We start from the raw sequence: 17,522 nt of genomic DNA, 5'->3' as shown, positions 1-17,522 counted from the left end.
AACCGCGTCAGAACGCGAAGCACGAGCAACCGAATGCGCCCCAGAAGCCCTGGAAATCGCTGACCGGGACTTTCGACATGCGCGCCTTGTCGTGGCTGTGCGCGTGAACGCCGCAAGGCCCGCTGCACTGGTGAACCGCAGCGGCCATCGGCGCACCGGCGCGCCAGTGGCCCGGCACCTTGGCGACCGGCGACCAGTCCGGCAGAACCGGTACGCTGGGCGGCGACAGGTCGTCGAATTCGGCGGCGCCGTACACGACCTTGCCGTCAACGACCGTCAGCACCGACTCGATCCACTTGATCGACTCTTCCGGGACGCTGAAGAAGTCCTGCGACAAGGCCACCACGTCAGCCAACTGGCCGACCTTGATCTGGCCTTTCTTGCCTTGCTCGGATGAGAACCAGGCGCTGCCGCGGGTGAACAATTCCAGTGCCGTCTCGCGGGACAGGCCTTCCGGATACAGTTCCAGACCGCCAACGGTGCGGCCGCTGACCATCCAGTACAGCGAAGTCCATGGGTTGTAGCTGGACACGCGAGTGGCGTCGGTGCCCGCGCCGACCGGCACGCCTTCGGCAAGCATGCGTTTGATGGGCGGCGTGTGCTCACCGGCCTTGGCGCCGTAACGCTCGACGAAATATTCACCCTGGAACGCCATGCGGTCCTGGATGGCGATGCCGCCGCCCAGCGCCTTCACCCGCTCGATGTTCTTCGGCGTGATGGTTTCGCAGTGGTCGAAGAACCATGGAATGCCGTTGAACGGGATGTCGCGGTTGACCTTCTCGAACACGTCGAGCATGCGCGAGATCGACTCGTCGTACGTGGCGTGCAGACGGAATGGCCAGCGATGCTCGACCAGATGGCGCACCACCGGCTCAAGGTCCTGTTCCATGCCGGGCGGCAGGTCCGGGCGCGGTTCGAGGAAGTCTTCGAAATCGGCTGCGGAGAATGTCAGCATTTCACCCGCGCCGTTGTGCCGCAGGAAGTCGTCGCCCTGATGCAACTTGACGGTGCTGGTCCAGTGTTTGAAGTCGCTGAGTTCTTCTTTCGGTTTCTGGGTGAACAGGTTGTAAGCGATGCGCACGGTGAGCTGCTTGGCGTCGGCGAGCTGGGTGATCACCTCGTAGTCGTCCGGGTAGTTCTGGAAACCGCCGCCGGCATCGATGGCGCTGGTCAGGCCCAGGCGGTTCAGCTCGCGCATGAACTGGCGCGTCGAGTTGACCTGATATTCCAGCGGCAGCTTCGGCCCCTTGGCCAGCGTGGAGTACAGAATCATCGCGTTGGGTCGCGCCACCAGCATGCCGGTAGGGTCGCCATTGCTGTCGCGCACGATTTCGCCGCCCGGCGGGTTCGGCGTATCACGGGTGTAACCGGCCACGCGCAGCGCGGCGCGGTTGAGCAGCGCGCGGTCATAGAGGTGCAGGACGAACACCGGCGTATCCGGCGCGGCCTGATTGAGCTCTTCCAGCGTCGGCATGCGTTTTTCAGCGAATTGGAATTCGTTCCAGCCACCGACCACGCGCACCCACTGCGGCGTGGGCGTGCGATCCGCCTGGGCCTTGAGCATGCGCAGCGCGTCGGCCAGCGAAGGAACGCCTTCCCAGCGAAGTTCCAGGTTGTAGTTCAGACCGCCACGGATCAGGTGCAGGTGCGAGTCGTTCAGGCCCGGAATGACGGTGCGCTTGTGCATGTCGATGACTTGAGTGGCGCTGGCGCGCATCGCCATGATCTCGGCATCGCTGCCGACTGCAACGAATTTGCCGGCGGAAATGGCCACGGCGCTGGCCTTGGGCTTTTCCTGGTCAACCGTATGAAAGTTTCCGTTAAAGAGAATCAGATCGACGTTCATCGTGTGTCCTTCGGCTGAAGATTGAGAGGCACCGACGGCAAAGCCGGTGACCGGTATTGAAGAGAAAATGGCAGCCGCCGCGCTCAGCAGGGAGCCTTTGGCGACGAAGCTGCGGCGCTCGTTGCTGACCGGATCGTCGCTGTCATCCTTCATGATCCGCTCCGGGCGCAGCCTTTGGCCCGGCGTTCAGCCAGGGGGCGAAGAGGCGCGTGGCCTGCGGCATCAGCAGGTAAACCACCAGCAGAACGATGGTCACGGTGACCAGCGCGGTGCTGATCACGTAGTTGCCCAACAGCGCAAAGCGGCTGAACACCGGGCCCCACAACAGCGGGATCAACAGCGTCAGCGGGCAGATCACCAGAAAGGTCACGCACGCCTGTTTCCAGCGCGGGGGCGGCGGCGTGTCACTGGCCGGTACGAACCAGAACTCGTTGTGCGGATTGACTTCGGTGCGGTCGCCGTCGGCCAGCATCGGCGCGGCCTCGGCCACCAATTCACGGCGTTGCTCGGAGTTCATCCAGCTCTGCATGGCTTCGGTGGAGGAGAAGCGCAGCACGCAAGTGAACATGCTCAGGCCGTCGGCGTTGCCGCGAATCACGTCGACACCCAGATGCCCCGCCCAACTGCCGGCGATGGCGACGGTGCGGCGCAACCAGGCTTCGTACTGCGCCTCGCATCCGGCCTTGACCCGGTGCTTGATCACCAGCGTGACGATTTCGTCGGCAGACAGTCTGGACGTCGGGGCGACGTCAATGGCGAGGGCGGATTCAGGCATAGCGTAAGGCTCCGGGAAAACGAACGTTGAGCGCCAGACGACCGGGTCCGGCGATCAGTACACTGGTGAAAATAATCAGCAACAACCACCCGAACTGGCCCTGCTCGACGCTCCAGTCACCGTGCACGACCACCAGCGCCACCAGCAGCAGGAAGAGAATAGGCAGGCACGCGAGACGCGCCAGTACGCCGGTCAGAATCAGCAGCGGACACAGCACTTCGGCGAAGATCGCCATGCTCAGGGTCAGGCTGGCACCCAGATGGAAAGGGTCCTCGATCAGCGCCAGCTGCGCCTTGAAATCGAGCAGTTTGGGCAGGCCGTGGACGAACAGCAGGAACAACGCGCCGGCGCTTCGCAGGAACAGAAGGCCGAGGTCTTGCGCACGGTCATTGAAGCCGGAGTGAGTCATCAAGCACCCATCGATTCATGAAAATCGCGTCAGGCGTTCGGCCGTTCGCGAGCAATGACTCCATAATGCAGCGACAGGTGGGCGGGGTATTGAACAGACGTGCTTTGAATGGTCGGTTTGTGTCGGTCGGGCGCCAGAAACCGACGCCCAATCGTTTCAAATCATGTCACGGCATCGGCCGGGTTTCCTGCGACATGTACTCGGTGATCCGCGAACGCAGCCAGCGCTCGGCCGGGTCGTTGTCGTGCACGCCGGCCCAGACCATCGAAAGTTCGGCAGGCTCGATCGGAAACGGCGGGTCTTCTGCCCTTAATGCACAGCCCTCGACCAGCGCGCAGGCGGCGTAATCGGGCACGGTGGCGATCAGCTCGGTGCCGGCGAGCAATGCGCGCAGCCCACTGAACTGAGGCACGGCGACGACCACCCGCCTCGCTCGTCCGACCTTCGCCAGGTCGATGTCGATGTTGCCGCTCAGGTCGCCGGAAAACGACACCATCGTGTGCGGCCGCTCGCAGTAATCGTCCAGGGTCAACGTGCCCGGACGCTTGTCACCGCGCAGCACCTTGACGCCGATGTCGCGCAGTTTCTTGCGCTTGGCATTGGCTGGCAGTTCGGTGGTGTAGCTGATGCCCACGGAGATTTCGCCCGAGGCCAGCAACGACGGCATCAACAGGAAGTTCGCACGGCGCACCACGACGATGATGCCGGGCGCTTCCTCGCGCAGCCGCGTCAGCAAGGGCGGAAACAGGCCGAACTCGGCGTCGTCGGACAGGCCGATGCGGAACACGTCGCAACTGGTGGCCGGGTCGAACTCCTTGGCGCGGCTGACCGCACCGGAAATCGTGTCCAGGGCCGGCTGCAATTCCTTGAGAATCGCCAGCGCCCGGGCCGTGGGCTCCATCGCCCGGCCATTGCGCAGCAGCAACGGGTCGTCGAACAGATCGCGAAGCCGCGCCAGCGCCGCACTGATCGCCGGCTGGCCCATGAACAGCTTCTCGGCGACCCGCGTCAGATTCCTTTCGAACATCAGTGCTTCGAAGATCACCAACAGGTTCATGTCGACGCGGCGCAGGTCGTTGCGATTCATTCAGCAGTTCCGGGATCAGCGTTGAGGAAGCCTGAACTATGCCAGACAGGCGCAGGTATACACAGCACGCCCGTGCCCGCATTGTACGTTTGTGCGGTTAATCGCAATTGCCTGCTGCTCAGTTGGCACACAGACGCTCGCGCGCCACGGTCTGCGCGTGAGGGCGGCCGCGCCCCATCGAGCGTCGCCAGCTGAACGGGGTGATGCCGACCGACCGCGTGAAAACGCGGGTGAAATGCGACTGATCGGCGAAGCCGCAGTCCAGGCTGATCTGCGAAATACTCAGCAACGAGTCCGCGAGCAAGCCCTTGGCCTTTTCCAGACGCATCTGCAGAAACCAGTCCCGCGGCGACAGCCCCGTGTTCTTCTTGAACGCCCGGGAAAAATGACTGCGCGACAGCGAGCATTCGCTGGCGATGCGTGCGATCGACAGGCCTTTATCCATCTGGCTGGACATCAGCTCCTTGGCGCGTCGCTCCTGCCAGGGCGACAACGCGACCCGGGCGACGGGCTGTTCCACGTCGTCAGGTTCAGCGTCAAGCGCCGTCATGCGAACAAGTTGCCTGACCTGATGCTGGCTGATCCCCAGGGATTCGAGCAGCGATGCCAGCACACTGTGGATCAGCGCATCGGATTCGCTCGGCAGCACCGATGCACCGCTGTTGGGCATGACCGTCAGGTCCGGGCGATGAGCGTGACTGCTCGCCAGCTGCGCCATCACTTGCAAAGCCGAAGACAGCAATGCAACGGGCTCGGCGTGCTCCAGTGCGTCAGAAGGCATCAGTCCAGCGAGTACGGCTTCGCGTATCAATAACGGGTTGAGTGCATTCATCAAGGCGCTCCAGCTTCACAGATGGCGGTAACTGGAGTCTGTGCCGATGCCTTCTTAAAGTCCTTCTCGGGGTATTAAATGTTCTGAAGGGGGACTGAACGCCGCCCGCCCGACGCGAATTTTTCTGCCCCGTTTAAGAACGTTTAAGACCGGCACAAGGACAAGTGCTCGGCGCGCGCCTATCGTCTCATTCTCCACAAGGCCTGGTTCGCTGCGAGGGACGGCAAGTGACCACCCGATACGTTGCTGGAATCTCGATACCTGACAGCGCAATGGCCCGCGTTGCGACCGAGCTGATGCGCGATACCCAGTCTGATCTGTTGTTCGAATCGGCCTTGCGCACCTTTGTGTTCGCCCGCTTGCTGGGCCAGAGCCGCGAGCTGAGTCATGACAGCGACCTGCTTTACGTCGCTGCACTGTTTCTGCGCATTGGCATCACCCCGCTCTACGATCATTCGCAGCGGCGTTTCGAGGTCGACAGCGCCGACGCCGCGGCACAGTTCCTGCGCGGATTCGGGCGCTCTCGGGACGACATCGCCCAGGTCTGGGATGCCATCGCCCTGCACACCACGCCGGGAATCCCTCAGTACAAACAACCGCTGACGGCACTGTTGGCCGGTGCCGTCGAGACCGACCTGCTCGGGACTCACTGCCAGCTGTTCACTACAGGTGCGCTGGCCGGAATACTCAGCGCATTCCCGCGCGAACCCGGCTTCAAGTTCAAGCTGCTCCACGCCCTGGCACTGGGCCAATTACACCGGCCGCAGAGCACTGTCGGCACGGTCAACGCCGATGTGCTGTCGTTTCACGAGCACCGATTCATCGCCGGAGGGTTCTGCGAACGCCTGCTGGCGTCCACCTGGCCTTACTGAACGGGGAACCGGCTGCGACGCTGTGCAGGCAGCATCAACGGGCCACAGGCATCGTAAAGACGAACGTCGCGCCGCCATAGCGTGCGGGCATGGCGTAGAGGTTGCCGCCATGGGCCTGAATGATCGAGTGACAGATCGCCAGGCCCATGCCCATGCCTTTGTCCTTGGTGGTGAAGAACGCGTTGAACAGCTTGTCCATGTGCCGCGAATCGATACCGGGGCCAGTGTCTTCCACGCTCACCACCAGATACTCGTGGCCGACCACTTCACTGGTGATCGACAGCCGACGCAGCACTTGATCCCCGGCGCTCATGGCATCCAGCGCATTGAGGATCAGGTTCAGAATGACCTGCTGCAACTGCACGCTGGAGGCGTAGACACGCAACGGTGAGCGCGTCAGGTGCGTGGTCATCAGCACCTTCTGCTGCTCCACCTCGACCAGCGTCAGTGCCACGACATGGCGGATCACGTCGTTGATCAGCAGACGCCGGCGGTGATGCGGCCCTTGCCTGGCCAGCGTCTGCAGGGCCTTGACGATCTCGCCGGCGCGTCGGCCGTCGTTGACGATGTCACGCAGGCCGTGCAGCGCTTCCTCGACTTGCGGCGTCTCGCGGTTCAGCCAGCGCAGGCTGGCGGCGGCATTGGACACGATCGACGCCAGTGGCTGATTGATTTCATGGGCAATCGATGCCGCCAGCTCGCCCATCACGGTCGCCTGCGCCACTTGAGCGAGCTTCGCCCTGGCACTGCGCAGCGCGTTTTCGACGTCCTGGCGGCGGGCGTTTTCTTCGAGCAACTGGTGGTGCAGACGCGCGGTTTCCAGCGACACCGCGGCCTGCCCCGCGAGCAGCTCAAGCACCCCGGTATGGCAACTGGTGAACACGCCCGGCGCAAGGTTGTTTTCCAGGTACAGCACGCCGATCACCTGGCCCTGCTTGATCAGCGGCACGCACAGCGCCGAGCGCACCTGATGCTGCTCAAGGTACTGGTCAGCGCCGAAATACTGATCGGCACTGACGTCCTCGAGCACCAGCCGCTGCTGCGTGCGCATCACCCGGTAGAGAATCGACAACGGCAGATCGGCCTTGCCTGGCACCTGCTCGACCAGTTCGATCTGCAGCCCTTCGTCGCCGCCCTGGCCGATCGCGCAAATCATCGGGGCTTCGTTTTTGACCAGCAACAACAGCGCGCGCTGGGCGCCGGCATGAATGATTGTGTTGCGCATGAGGAGTTCGATCAGGCGATCCTGCTGGCTTTCGTCGCGCATCGCCTGTGCCGCCTTCATCACCGACGACAGGTCCAGCGTGTCACGCCCGCCGAGAATGGTGACCGACGTGCGTGACGCCAGCCCGGCCTCCAGCGGCAGCGCCGTCGTGCTCGGGTAGCTTAGCGACGGTGGCTGCCGGGCCTCGCATTGCCCGGGGCGGAAGTCGGCGATGTCGCGAAACTGCCGCCATTGCCGCAGGCATTCACCCAGATCGGCACGCACGCTCAGCGCGGATTGATAGCGATCATCCGGGTTCTTGGCGATCAGTTTGAGCACCAGTTGCGAAAGCGCAGGCGGAATATCGCCGCGCAAGTGGGTCAGCGCAGGGGGTTGCCGCGCCACGTGACAATAGACCCACTCCACCGCGTCACGAGCCTCGAACGGCAGACGACCGGCGAGCCATTCGTAAAAGGTCATGCCCAGCGAGTACAGGTCGCTGCGCTGATCGGCGTGGCGCTCGACGCGCCGAGACTGTTCGGGCGACATGTAGGCCAGCGTGCCGCAGATCGAATCGGCCACCGGCAGAACGGTCGCTGCACGCACATCGACACTCAGACCGAAGCCACCCAGACGCACCACGCCGTCGGCGTCTTCCAGCAGATTGCAGGGCTTGACGTCGCGATGCAGCAGACCGTGTGCGTGGGCCCCTGCCAGTGCATCGGCGGCGCCGATGGCCAGTTGCAGAAAACGATCCACCGGCAGCGCCGCTTCGGCCGGTTCGTGCAGCGCCTGAGCGCCGAAATCCTCCAGCACCAGCCACGGTCCCTCACTGGCCGGCAGCAAGGCCAAGGGTTGCAATGCCCATTGCGGCATCAGTCGGCCGGCCAGGGAAAACTCATGCTCCAGTCGCCTCGCCGCGCTGCTGGAAGCATTGCTCGCAGGCCTCACGGCGCGCCACTGTTGCGAGGTGTCTGCGTGGCTGATCCGGTAATGAGCAAGCTCCCCGTCGAGCAGCAGCAATTGCCAGACGAGCCGCTCCTGCCACTGAGGCCCGAAAGCTTCAGCGTTCAGATCAACTGCAGATGGCGCGTTGAACACACGGCTCATGAAAACCCTTGATGGCAACCCTTGAAAACAACCACTGACAGCGCCGCCAGGAAGCGCTGCATTAAGACTGGCGGAGTGCACGCAAAACCGGTTCAAGCAAACGATCGACGCAAACATGGATGTTGCGGGAAGAATAATAGGCTGAACTTTGTGCAGCTGATAGTTCAGCGGATTGGAATGTCGTCTGACATACCAGCCACACACTTAACGATATGAATATTTGTGCGGTTATTTATTCGCTGAGGCTGCCAAGTCGCTCATTCATCTTCAGAAGTTCGATGACATTGCGTGCGCTCATTTTCGTCATCACATGTTTTTTATGAACTTTGGCAGTGACTTCGCTAGTGCCCAGTTCAGCAGCGATCTGCTTGTTCATCTTGCCAGTGATCAGCAATGCCATGACTTGTTTTTCTCTGGGCGTCAGGCTCTCGAAGCGCTCGCGGACATCCCAGGTCAATGAACGCTCAGCCAGGCTGCGTGCGTCGCAGGCCAGTGCCTCGCGCACCAGATCGAGCAGTTGTTCGGGCTCGAAGGGTTTGGTCAGGAACTCACGGGCACCCGCCTTGATGGCGCGCACCGACATGGCGATGGTCCCGTAACCGGTCATGAAGATAATCGGGAACTGCTGACCGCGCTCGTGCAGCACCTGCTGCAGGTCAAAGCCGGTGCCTTGGGCCAGATTGACGTCGAGCAGCAGGCACCTGGGCCCTTCGGTCAATGGCCTGGCCAGAAACGCCTCGGCGCTTTCAAACACGTCACAGGCGATGTCCGCCGAGTGGAACAGGCGCTGAAGGGAGGTGCGGATGGCCGAATCATCGTCCACCACGAATACGTTGGGGGTCACGCTCATAAACAGATCCGTCGCTTCAACGGCCAACGGCCAGTGCTCTCTGATGCCGCGCATGATACCCGTCGGGGCCGACCGGCACAGCCCTGATCGCCTGCAGCCGGCTCAACGCCGAGGGCACGTCGCAATCCTGCACGCGCAGTTTGCCGACGTCCGAGGCCGCGTCCTGGGCGTTGAGGGTGATCAGGCACGCGCGGGTGGTGGCGAGCATGCGGTAAAAACGGAACGGCCCTTGCGCCGAGACCATCAGCAGCGATTTCTGCGCCAGTTGGACGATGCAATCGACAATCCGCGCCCGTGGCAGCGCCGTGCGCTGCAATGCATCGCAGGCCCGCTCCAGGGTGAAGCGCCCTTCCAGCTCGGCCAGCCGGTGCAGCACCGTGCGCTCGTCGCGGCCCAGCAGTCGGTAGCTCCAGGCCAGCGAGGCTTGAAGCGTCTGTTGACGCGGCGGCGCGGTTCGCAGTGAGGCCGAGAGCAAGTGGGCGCTGTCCTGCAGGCTGGCGACCAGTTGATACAGCCCGAGCGCAGAGGCGCGCGAGGCAGCCATTTCCAGCGCCAGCGGCATGCCTTCCAGGCGTCGGCAGACCTCGCCCACCAGTTCGACGCTGTAATCATCCAGATCGGCATCGCTGTGCCCGGCGATGTGGCTGTCCAGCGCCCGCCACTGGCGCAGAAACAATTGCGCCGACGGGAACGCCAGCACCCGCTCGCGCGGCGCATTCGCCTCAGGCGCATCGAGCGGCGGGACTTGCACGCTGCGCTCACCGGCGATGCGCAGCGGTTCGCGGCTGGTGGCCACCGCCCTGAGCGCCGGCACGCAGTGAAGCAGCGTTTCCAGCAGGCTGGCGATGCCTTCGACCAGGTGCTCGCAGTTGTCCAGAATGAGCAGACCGGGGTGAGTCTGCAGATGCCGAATGAGGCTCGACAGCTCACAATCGCTGGTGTCTGTGTCGACTTCCAGCGCACAGGCGAAGGCGTCCAGCAGCGACTCGGCCGTTTGCAACTGCGCCATCGGCACGAAGTACACCGGGCTGGTGCCCGACTCGATCAGACGCTGGCCGAACTCAGCCGCCAGGGCGGTCTTGCCCACGCCGCCAGGTCCGATCAGCGTGACCAGCGCACAGCCTCCGCGCAGTGTCGTGTCGATGTCTTCGAGTAATGCGTCGCGCCCCAGCAACGTGACCCTGGTCGGCATCCGGTTGCCGCCACCCGCGCTGGGCAACTCCGCAGGCTGGCGTACGTCGAGGTCCGCACCGCCCTCGCCGCCCAGCAACACGTAACCTCGGCCCGGGACGGTACGAATCAGCTCGCGGTCGCTGCCCAGAGCCTTTCTGAGCCCGGAAATGTGGACCTGCAGGTTGTTTTCTTCGACGACGGTGTCCGGCCAGACGCACTGCAGAATCTGCTCCTTGCTCACCAACTGCCCCTGGTGGCGGATGAGCACTTCGAGGATGTCGAACGCGCGCGTGCCGATGCGCATGGCAACGCCGTCCTTGAATACGTCCCTGAGTTCCAGGGAGATCGTCGTCTGACCGAGACTTATCATTTCATGCAGTCCTTAGAGTGGATTCGCAGGCCCTTTGGTCGCCGACAACCACCCGAGGGGCTCACACTCGGGCGCAGGTCAACGCAGCTATCCATTTTTAATAGGTGCTTATCTAATCAGTTAAAAACAAATGTCGATATTACCTGTAGGGGTAGTCATTGCCGGGCCATGCACATGCGAGGGGTAAAAGTGCCATCGCCATCGCGCTAGTTCTGATTATAAGTCGCCGTTTTTTTTATTAAGTCGCCTACTTCATTGCAGTGAAAGCAACGGGCTTTTGCGTGCAGAACGTATTCAACGCTGGCATGCGCTGCTCTAACGTCGGCAGCAATGGATGACCCGAACGGGCTCCGATCCTTGCCACTCATTTGAGCCACTGCACATGAACAACTCGATGACTTCCACACTGCAAGCGCCGCCCCAGGGCCTGACACGGGCCATGGTGTTGCTGTTCGCCTTCTGTTGCGGCGCAATCGTCGCGAACATTTATTACGCCCAGCCGATCGTCGAGCTGATCGCCCCTGATCTTGGCCTGTCCGCACAAAGCGCCAGCCTGATCGTCTCGCTTACCCAGATCGGCTATGCGTTGGGGCTGCTGTTTCTCGTGCCGCTCTCGGACCTGATCGAAAACCGTAAGCTGATGATCGCGACGGCGGTGGTTGCGGCTGCCTGCCTGCTGGCGGCAGCGACGATGCAGCACGCCAACGGTTTCCTGTTGCTTTCACTGGTCATCGGCTTCAGCTCGGTTTCAGTTCAGATGCTGGTGCCGCTGGCCGCGCATCTGGCGCCCGAGCAGTCTCGCGGCAAAGTGGTGGGCAATATCATGGGCGGCCTGTTGCTGGGCATTCTGCTCGCACGTCCGCTGTCCAGCCTGATCGCCGACCACTTCGGCTGGCGCGCGGTGTTCCTGTACGCGGCGCTGGTGATGCTGACCATCGTGGTGCTGCTTTCCCTGACCATTCCACGGCGCGTGCCCGATGCACGCGCGACTTACGGGCAACTGCTCAAATCCCTGGCGACCTTGCTGAACCGTCACGCGGTGCTGCGCCAGCGCGCGCTGTATCAGGGCCTGCTGTTCGCCGCGTTCAGCCTGTTCTGGACGACCGCGCCGGTGGAGCTGGCACGCCATCATGGCCTGTCGCAAACCCAGATTGCGTTGTTTGCTTTGGTCGGTGCGATCGGCGCCATCGCCGCCCCCATCGCCGGTCGCCTCGCCGATGCAGGCTTTACTCGCCGCGCGTCATTGATGGCGATGATGCTCGCGCCTGCTTCGTTCCTGATTGGCCTCAGCACGCCTGGCTATAGCGTCATTGGCCTGGCGGTGACTGGTGTGTTGCTGGATTTTGCCGTGCAGATGAACATGGTGCTGGGCCAACGGGCGGTCTACGCCCTGGACCCTGCCAGTCGCGGTCGGCTGAATGCGCTGTACATGACCAGCATTTTCGTCGGCGGCGCGATCGGCTCGGCAATGGCCAGCGCGCTGTACGAACATGACGGCTGGCAGGGCGTGATCGCGATCGGCGCGGGCCTGCCGCTGGTGGCGCTGGCGGTGTTCGTGCTCGTCGAGTCGAAGGGCGCAAAGGCTCGCTAAGGCGCAATCGGCTCGACCCTGCGAAACCGGCGCTCAAAGTCTCGGAAAGAGGGGCTGACGGTGCCGGTTTCGCCATGCGCTCGGGGTTTCCCCGGTCATGCGCGTGAACACCCGGGTCAGATGGGGCTGATCGGCAAAGCCACACTGCTCGGCAATGCTCGACAGGGACAGCGCCGGGGTCTGCCGTAACAACTCCCGCGCCCGCTCGACGCGCATCTTCAACAACCAGGTGTGCGGTGCAACACCCGTCGCCTGTTTGAAGGCCCGGGAAAAATGGCTGCGGGTCAGCGAACATTCCTGAGCGATGCGCTCGACCGACAAGTCAGCGCCCAGCTGACTGGCGATCAATTCCTTGGCAATGGACAGCTGGGCAGGTGTCAGTGCCGCGTGGGTCTTGCCGGAAGGCGGCGCGATCCGCCCGTAATGTTCGAGCGCGTGAGTGCACACCGCCAGCAGCACGTAATCGATGAACAACTGATTGCGCGTGTCAGGCCGCGCCAGCGCGGGCAGCAGCGCCTGGGCGAGCTGGTGAATGACCGGGTCCTCACTGCCGCCTTGCTCGTAACGGAACGTCCCGACCTTTCGGGCTCCGCGCTCGGCCTGCAGTTCATCCAGCGTGGCACGCGGCAGGATCAGCCGCAGATTGTCGTAAGCCGAACGGTGCTGGCAGCGCAGTTCATTGCCCATGAACGGCAGCGACACGCTGCCCTGTCGATAGCCACCGGCGTAATTCAGGCGCCGGCCGTGCCAGAGCCGATGCGCGGCGAAGTCTTCAAGCTGGACGATGATCGAAAACGCGTCCAGGCATGGAATGTCGATGATCTTTTCCGGGTCGGGCGCAGGCTGGCGAACCCGCACCGCGGTGAATTTTTCGCTGCGCAATTGCAGCATCAGGGGATCGCTCAAGGCCGGCTCCTTTCAGTCCAGGTGATGAGCCGGGCCGCTCACTCCCTGTGCATGCGCGGCCCGGTCGTGACCATGCTAGTCGATCAGCGGCACATGAGCAGCACGTTGATACGGCCCGTATTCCACCGGCACCCACTGAAAGTGCTTGTCCACCGAGAGAATGTGCCCTGTGCCGGGGAACGGCAGGTGCGCAGCGGCGACCCAGATTTTCTTGCTGGCGGCTTCGCTGAAGACCTGATCGCGGCTGGCGATGGCATTTTTACTGTTCTCGTCGAAGGCGATGCTCACCTTCGGATGATCGAACTGTACGGCCAGGTTATGCACCAGATCGCCAATAAACAGGATGGTCTGCCCTTTGGAGGTGAACTGATAGGTCGTGCTGCCCGGCGTGTGCCCGGCTTCCAGCGTGGTCTTCACCTCGGCGACCGGTGACTCGCCGGGCGTGAAGGTTTTGAACCGGCCCGCTGCGACATAAGGTGCGGTGGAGTCCTGAGCGATCTTGAAGTAAGGCTTGGCCTGTTCCGGAACGCGGGCCAGCGCCGTCGGGTCCAGCCAGTAATCGGCCTCCGGCCTGGCCGCGTAAACGGTCGCATTGGCGAACACCGGCTGCTTCTGTGCATCCACCAGCCCGCAGACGTGATCCAGGTGCAGGTGCGTCAGCAGGATGGTGTCGACCTGCTCGGGCTGGTAACCCGCTGCCCTGATGTTCTGCGAGAGCATGCCGGCGGTTTCGCCGATGCACTGGCCGGCGCCGGTGTCCACCAGAATCAGGTTTTTGCCGGTGTTGACCAAAAACGCATTGAACGCGGTCTGCACGCCCGGCGTCTCGATGGCGCGCCGGGCCAGAATCGCGCGTATCTGCTCCGGCTTCATGCCTTGCAGCAACTTGGGCGACAGGTCGTTGTAGCCATCGAACAAGGCCGTGACTTCGTAATCCCCGACGGCCAGGCGAAAGTAGCCGGGGACCTGGGTTTTCTGTTGTGCCGGAGCCTGCGCCGCGGCGAAGCCAGAGCTTAAGGCAATGCCCAGTGCCACACAGCGGGCCAGAGGAAGCAGAGATGAGCGCATGAGATGCCTCGGATCAAAGAAGAGAGATCGTCGATGATGCGGGGGCGAAACATTCGGGGATTGAAGCAATGTGCTTGTTTCGGCGCGAAGGGCGCGTTGCCCGGCGCAGCCCTTGGTGAACGCCAGCCACCGCACAGCGCGCGTCAGCGGTTATAGACATCCGCCCGGCCCCTGCCTAACATCCGCGCGAGCCCAAGCGACCTGTCATTCTCAAGCGGATAACCACAATGTCTACCGTTGCCCCTCATTATTCGCTGGCCTGGAGTCTGCTTCTGTTATTGGCCGACGTGCTCGCCTGGCAGTTGCTGGCCGACCGCAACCGGCTGTTGCGCATCGCGGTGCGCCTCGGCGCATTCGTCGCCTACAGCCTGGTGATCATCAACGCCGGGGTCAGCCCGCTGGAGGCGCCCGCCTGGCCTCAGGACAGCGCCTTGCAATTCGGCGCCACGGCGCTCGCGATTGTCTGGTGGATGTACGCCGCACGGACGCTGACCGTCGTCCTCGGCGTGCTGCTGACCAGCCGCGTCGGCCACAGCGGCCGGCTGCTGCAGGAAGTGATCGGCGCGGTGATCTTCCTCATCGCCATCGTCGCGGCGGCCGGTTACGTGCTGCAACTCCCGGTCAAGGGCCTGCTCGCCACGTCCGGTGCCATGGCAATCATTGTCGGTCTGGCGTTGCAGAGCACGCTCAGTGACGTGTTCTCCGGCATCATCCTCAACACCACCAAGCCATATCAGGTCGATGACTCGATCTCCATCGACGGCATGGAAGGCAAAGTGATGGACATCGACTGGCGCGCCACGCATTTGCTCACCGGCGTGGGCACCATGGTGGTGATTCCCAACTCGGTGGCGGCGAAGGCGAAAATCGTCAATTTGAGCCGACCGGTCCATATTCATGGCGTGTCGATCACGATCATGATGTCGCCGCATATCCGGCCGCGCCGGGTCCTCGATGCGCTGGAGCGTGCCTTGCAGGGCTGCAGCGCCCTGCTGCTGACGCCGAAGCCGCGCGCCGTGGTCAAGGACACCAGCCCGACCACCATCGAATACGCCGTCACCGGTTTCATCAGCGACCTCAACAACAAGAGCGACGTGCGCAATCTACTGTTCGACCTGGCGTACCGGCATCTGGAAGCGGCAGGGATTTCCTGGCAGTCGGAGACCGCGGCTGAACCGGTGTCGCGCCAGAGGGCACTGCTCGATGAGGTGAAGATTTTCCGCACCAGCAGCGCAGAAGAAAAAGATCAGCTCGCCAAGAGCATGGTGTCTCGCGAATACGCGGCCGGGCAGACCATCATTGAACTGGGCGAGGTGACCGATGGCCTGTTCGTGATCGCCACCGGCGTGGTGTCGGCCAGCGTGAAGGACGGCGCGAATCTGGTCGAAGCCGGGCGCATGGGGCCCGGTGAGGTCATGGGCGAACAGAGCATACTCGGCGACACCCCATCAGAAGGCCGTTTCGTGGCCCTGACCTCGTGCGTCATCTACCGCATCGACAAGGCCGCCACGCGTCAGGCGATGGAGAAGCGCGTGGAAATCACCACCGCATTGAACAAACTCCAGGCGGTCCGCCAGCAGAACACTCAACACGTCCTGCTGCGCAAACCGGTGGCGGTCAAGAAAAGCAATTTCCTTGGCTGGCTGCAGAAGCGCTGATCGCCCCACGGGCAGGCCATGGCTGACACAACGTTGCTGCCCTAAACGGAAACGCCCCCGATCCGTTGAAGGATCGAGGGCGGGTGCGGGCCGTGGAATCAGTTGCCTTCAAGCAGCGAACGCAACATCCAGGCGGCTTTTTCGTGGACCTGCATGCGTTGGGTCAGCAGGTCCGCCGTAGGCTCATCACTGACTTTTTCCAGCAGTGGGAACATGCCTCGTGCGGTGCGTACCACCGCTTCCTGGCCCTCGACCAACTGGCGGATCATGTCGTCGGCCGCTGGCACGCCCGGCTCCTCTTTGATCGACGACAGGCGAGCATAGGTCGAGTAGGTGCCGGGCGCCGGGAAACCCAGTGCACGGATGCGTTCGGCGATGGCGTCAACCGCGGTCGCCAGCTCCGTGTATTGCTCTTCGAACAACAGGTGCAGCGTGCGGAACATCGGACCGGTGACGTTCCAGTGGAAGTTGTGGGTCTTGAGGTACAGCACGTAGGTGTCAGAGATCAGCCGCGACAATCCCTCTACAATTTGCCCGCGATCCTGTTCGTTGATACCGATTTCGATAGCCATGACTTGCTCCCTTGGTCGCTTGATTTCTCGTGATGGGTTCATTGTAGGGAGCGCATCGGGGCAGCGGAAATCAGCCATGGCAATCGCAACCATCGACAGCGGCTATGACCGGATTGAAGTCAGGCGGTACTGACAACGGGCAGCTACGCGCCCTCCTCACCCAGAAAAACCTGCAGCCGTGAACGCAGCCAGCGTTCGGCCGGATCGTTGTCACGGACCTGACTCCAGACCATGTGCACCGGCAATGGCTCAAGGGCAATCGGCAGCGCCTGAACGCTCAGCCCGCCCCGCGCCGCCAGCACGGTGGCGGCATAATCCGGCACCGTAGCGATCAGGTCGGTGCCCTCCAGCAGCTCGCTCAGGCTGTTGAATTGCGGAACCGCCAGCACGACCCTGCGCTCGCGCCCCAGCAGCCGCAAGGCGTCGTCGACAAAACCGACCGTGCCACCGGCGAACGACACCAGTGCATGGGGACGGGCGCAGAATCCGTCCAGATCCAGCGGCTGCGTACCGCCGTCGCCGCGCAACAGCACGACGCGACTCGTGCGCAGCGCCTGCCGCCGGACGCTGCCCGGCAGTTCGGTGGTGTAGCCGACGCCCACGGTGATCTCGCCCGCGCCGAGCAATCCAGGCATCTGCAGATAGTTGGCCCTGCGCACCACCAACACAATGCCGGGTGCCTCCAGGCGAAGCTGTCTGAGCAGGCGCGGCAGCAGCGCGAACTCGACGTCATCGGCCAGACCGATGTGAAACACCCGGTCGCTGCACGCCGGGTCGAACTCGGCCGGTTGCCGGACCGCCATGGCGATGGACTCCAGCGCGGGGCCAAGCAGCAAGGCAATCTCCCGTGCCCTGGGCGTGGGTTCCATGAATCGGCCGGACCGCTCGAACAGCGGGTCGTTGAACAACTCCCTCAGACGCGCCAGTGCCGCGCTCACCGCAGGCTGGCCGAGGAACATGTTTTGCGCCGCGACACTGACACTGCGGGCCTTCATCAAGGCTTCGAAAATCAGCAGCAGATTGAGATTGATGTGCCGCAGGTCAGTGTGATTCATGACCGGAATCCCGCTTTTAATTACGGTCGTCATCTTTACAAATCCCGACGCCGAAAGTCAAAGCTTCAAAGCACTGTTCATGTCACTGCGCGGTGACCGTGTGGACGAGGGGGCATAAAAAAACGCGCCAGGATCGAGATCGTG

Annotated in this window: 15 protein-coding genes; 3 read left to right on the top strand and 12 right to left on the bottom strand. The window is 62.8% G+C overall.

The window, feature by feature from the left end; translation table 11 throughout:
- Nucleotides 1-7: 7 nt before the first annotated feature.
- The 5 genes from QRN36_RS12855 to QRN36_RS12835 form a co-directional block, all read right to left on the bottom strand.
- A complete protein-coding gene (locus tag QRN36_RS12855; RefSeq protein WP_093459976.1) occupies nucleotides 8-1,846 on the bottom strand; it encodes an amidohydrolase in 1,839 nt (612 codons plus the stop codon).
- A 142-nt stretch (nucleotides 1,847-1,988) separates the two neighbouring features.
- Nucleotides 1,989-2,621: an antibiotic biosynthesis monooxygenase gene (locus QRN36_RS12850; RefSeq protein ID WP_285424382.1), complete on the bottom strand. Its 633-nt coding sequence runs from the start codon at nucleotides 2,619-2,621 to the stop codon at nucleotides 1,989-1,991.
- Nucleotides 2,614-3,030, bottom strand: coding sequence for a DoxX family protein (locus QRN36_RS12845; protein ID WP_285424381.1), 417 nt, complete (start codon nucleotides 3,028-3,030; stop codon nucleotides 2,614-2,616). The genes QRN36_RS12850 and QRN36_RS12845 overlap by 8 nt, the downstream gene beginning before the upstream one ends.
- 166 nt (nucleotides 3,031-3,196) lie before the next feature.
- Nucleotides 3,197-4,117 carry a LysR family transcriptional regulator gene (locus QRN36_RS12840; RefSeq protein ID WP_093458711.1) on the bottom strand — a complete coding sequence of 307 codons (921 nt, stop codon included), beginning with the start codon at nucleotides 4,115-4,117 and terminating at the stop codon, nucleotides 3,197-3,199.
- Nucleotides 4,118-4,235: 118 nt separating this feature from the next.
- Entirely contained in the window at nucleotides 4,236-4,949 is a 714-nt protein-coding gene (locus tag QRN36_RS12835; RefSeq protein WP_285424380.1) for an AraC family transcriptional regulator, read from the bottom strand.
- 272 nt (nucleotides 4,950-5,221) lie between these two features.
- On the opposite strand from QRN36_RS12835, the gene QRN36_RS12830 reads away from it, so the two are divergent.
- Nucleotides 5,222-5,821 (top strand): phosphohydrolase, encoded by a 600-nt coding sequence (locus tag QRN36_RS12830; RefSeq protein WP_285424379.1) that lies wholly within the window; start codon nucleotides 5,222-5,224, stop codon nucleotides 5,819-5,821.
- A 34-nt stretch (nucleotides 5,822-5,855) separates the two neighbouring features.
- Here QRN36_RS12830 and QRN36_RS12825 read toward each other — a convergent pair whose 3' ends face one another.
- The 3 genes from QRN36_RS12825 to QRN36_RS12815 form a co-directional block, all read right to left on the bottom strand.
- The gene (locus QRN36_RS12825) at nucleotides 5,856-8,135 is read right to left on the bottom strand and encodes an ATP-binding protein (protein WP_285424378.1); all 2,280 of its coding nucleotides are present in this window, start codon (nucleotides 8,133-8,135) and stop codon (nucleotides 5,856-5,858) included.
- Between the two features lie 232 nt (nucleotides 8,136-8,367).
- A complete protein-coding gene (locus QRN36_RS12820; protein ID WP_285424377.1) occupies nucleotides 8,368-8,985 on the bottom strand; it encodes a response regulator transcription factor in 618 nt (205 codons plus the stop codon).
- A gap of 16 nt (nucleotides 8,986-9,001) precedes the next feature.
- The gene (locus tag QRN36_RS12815) at nucleotides 9,002-10,528 is read right to left on the bottom strand and encodes a winged helix-turn-helix domain-containing protein (protein ID WP_285424376.1); all 1,527 of its coding nucleotides are present in this window, start codon (nucleotides 10,526-10,528) and stop codon (nucleotides 9,002-9,004) included.
- Between the two features lie 382 nt (nucleotides 10,529-10,910).
- Between QRN36_RS12815 and QRN36_RS12810 the strand changes: the two genes are divergently transcribed.
- Nucleotides 10,911-12,119, top strand: coding sequence for an MFS transporter (locus QRN36_RS12810; RefSeq protein ID WP_373568743.1), 1,209 nt, complete (start codon nucleotides 10,911-10,913; stop codon nucleotides 12,117-12,119).
- Nucleotides 12,120-12,152: 33 nt separating this feature from the next.
- On the opposite strand, the gene QRN36_RS12805 is transcribed toward QRN36_RS12810, so the two are convergent.
- Together QRN36_RS12805 and QRN36_RS12800 are read right to left on the bottom strand one after the other, a co-directional pair.
- Complete coding sequence (locus tag QRN36_RS12805) at nucleotides 12,153-13,025, bottom strand: AraC family transcriptional regulator (protein ID WP_285424373.1); 873 nt, start codon at nucleotides 13,023-13,025, stop codon at nucleotides 12,153-12,155.
- Between the two features lie 75 nt (nucleotides 13,026-13,100).
- A complete protein-coding gene (locus tag QRN36_RS12800; RefSeq protein WP_285424372.1) occupies nucleotides 13,101-14,093 on the bottom strand; it encodes an MBL fold metallo-hydrolase in 993 nt (330 codons plus the stop codon).
- Between the two features lie 227 nt (nucleotides 14,094-14,320).
- Here QRN36_RS12800 and QRN36_RS12795 point away from each other — a divergent pair, with 227 nt between their 5' ends.
- Nucleotides 14,321-15,751: a mechanosensitive ion channel family protein gene (locus QRN36_RS12795; RefSeq protein WP_285424371.1), complete on the top strand. Its 1,431-nt coding sequence runs from the start codon at nucleotides 14,321-14,323 to the stop codon at nucleotides 15,749-15,751.
- Nucleotides 15,752-15,849: 98 nt separating this feature from the next.
- On the opposite strand, the gene QRN36_RS12790 is transcribed toward QRN36_RS12795, so the two are convergent.
- Together QRN36_RS12790 and QRN36_RS12785 are read right to left on the bottom strand one after the other, a co-directional pair.
- Entirely contained in the window at nucleotides 15,850-16,323 is a 474-nt protein-coding gene (locus QRN36_RS12790) for a Dps family protein (protein ID WP_093458718.1), read from the bottom strand.
- Between the two features lie 143 nt (nucleotides 16,324-16,466).
- Nucleotides 16,467-17,378 (bottom strand): LysR family transcriptional regulator, encoded by a 912-nt coding sequence (locus QRN36_RS12785; RefSeq protein WP_285424369.1) that lies wholly within the window; start codon nucleotides 17,376-17,378, stop codon nucleotides 16,467-16,469.
- Nucleotides 17,379-17,522: the final 144 nt, after the last annotated feature.

Origin of the sequence: Pseudomonas sp. efr-133-TYG-103a (genome assembly GCF_030209235.1) — a bacterium.
Lineage (GTDB): Bacteria > Pseudomonadota > Gammaproteobacteria > Pseudomonadales > Pseudomonadaceae > Aquipseudomonas.
Note: the sequence above shows the minus strand (reverse complement) of the source record. Positions and strands in the feature narration are given on the sequence as shown.

Bases quoted from the DNA above. Each gene is read 5' to 3' on its own strand.
- QRN36_RS12800 (WP_285424372.1), bottom strand. From the start codon at position 14,093: ATGCGCTCATCTCTGCTTCCTCTGGCCCGCTGTGTGGCACTGGGCATT.
- QRN36_RS12820 (WP_285424377.1), bottom strand. From the start codon at position 8,985: ATGAGCGTGACCCCCAACGTATTCGTGGTGGACGATGATTCGGCCATC.
- QRN36_RS12810 (WP_373568743.1), top strand. From the start codon at position 10,911: ATGAACAACTCGATGACTTCCACACTGCAAGCGCCGCCCCAGGGCCTG.
- QRN36_RS12815 (WP_285424376.1), bottom strand. From the start codon at position 10,528: ATGATAAGTCTCGGTCAGACGACGATCTCCCTGGAACTCAGGGACGTA.
- QRN36_RS12850 (WP_285424382.1), bottom strand. From the start codon at position 2,621: ATGCCTGAATCCGCCCTCGCCATTGACGTCGCCCCGACGTCCAGACTG.
- QRN36_RS12845 (WP_285424381.1), bottom strand. From the start codon at position 3,030: ATGACTCACTCCGGCTTCAATGACCGTGCGCAAGACCTCGGCCTTCTG.
- QRN36_RS12835 (WP_285424380.1), bottom strand. From the start codon at position 4,949: ATGAATGCACTCAACCCGTTATTGATACGCGAAGCCGTACTCGCTGGA.
- QRN36_RS12830 (WP_285424379.1), top strand. From the start codon at position 5,222: ATGGCCCGCGTTGCGACCGAGCTGATGCGCGATACCCAGTCTGATCTG.
- QRN36_RS12855 (WP_093459976.1), bottom strand. From the start codon at position 1,846: ATGAACGTCGATCTGATTCTCTTTAACGGAAACTTTCATACGGTTGAC.
- QRN36_RS12825 (WP_285424378.1), bottom strand. From the start codon at position 8,135: ATGAGCCGTGTGTTCAACGCGCCATCTGCAGTTGATCTGAACGCTGAA.
- QRN36_RS12795 (WP_285424371.1), top strand. From the start codon at position 14,321: ATGTCTACCGTTGCCCCTCATTATTCGCTGGCCTGGAGTCTGCTTCTG.
- QRN36_RS12785 (WP_285424369.1), bottom strand. From the start codon at position 17,378: ATGAATCACACTGACCTGCGGCACATCAATCTCAATCTGCTGCTGATT.
- QRN36_RS12840 (WP_093458711.1), bottom strand. From the start codon at position 4,117: ATGAATCGCAACGACCTGCGCCGCGTCGACATGAACCTGTTGGTGATC.
- QRN36_RS12790 (WP_093458718.1), bottom strand. From the start codon at position 16,323: ATGGCTATCGAAATCGGTATCAACGAACAGGATCGCGGGCAAATTGTA.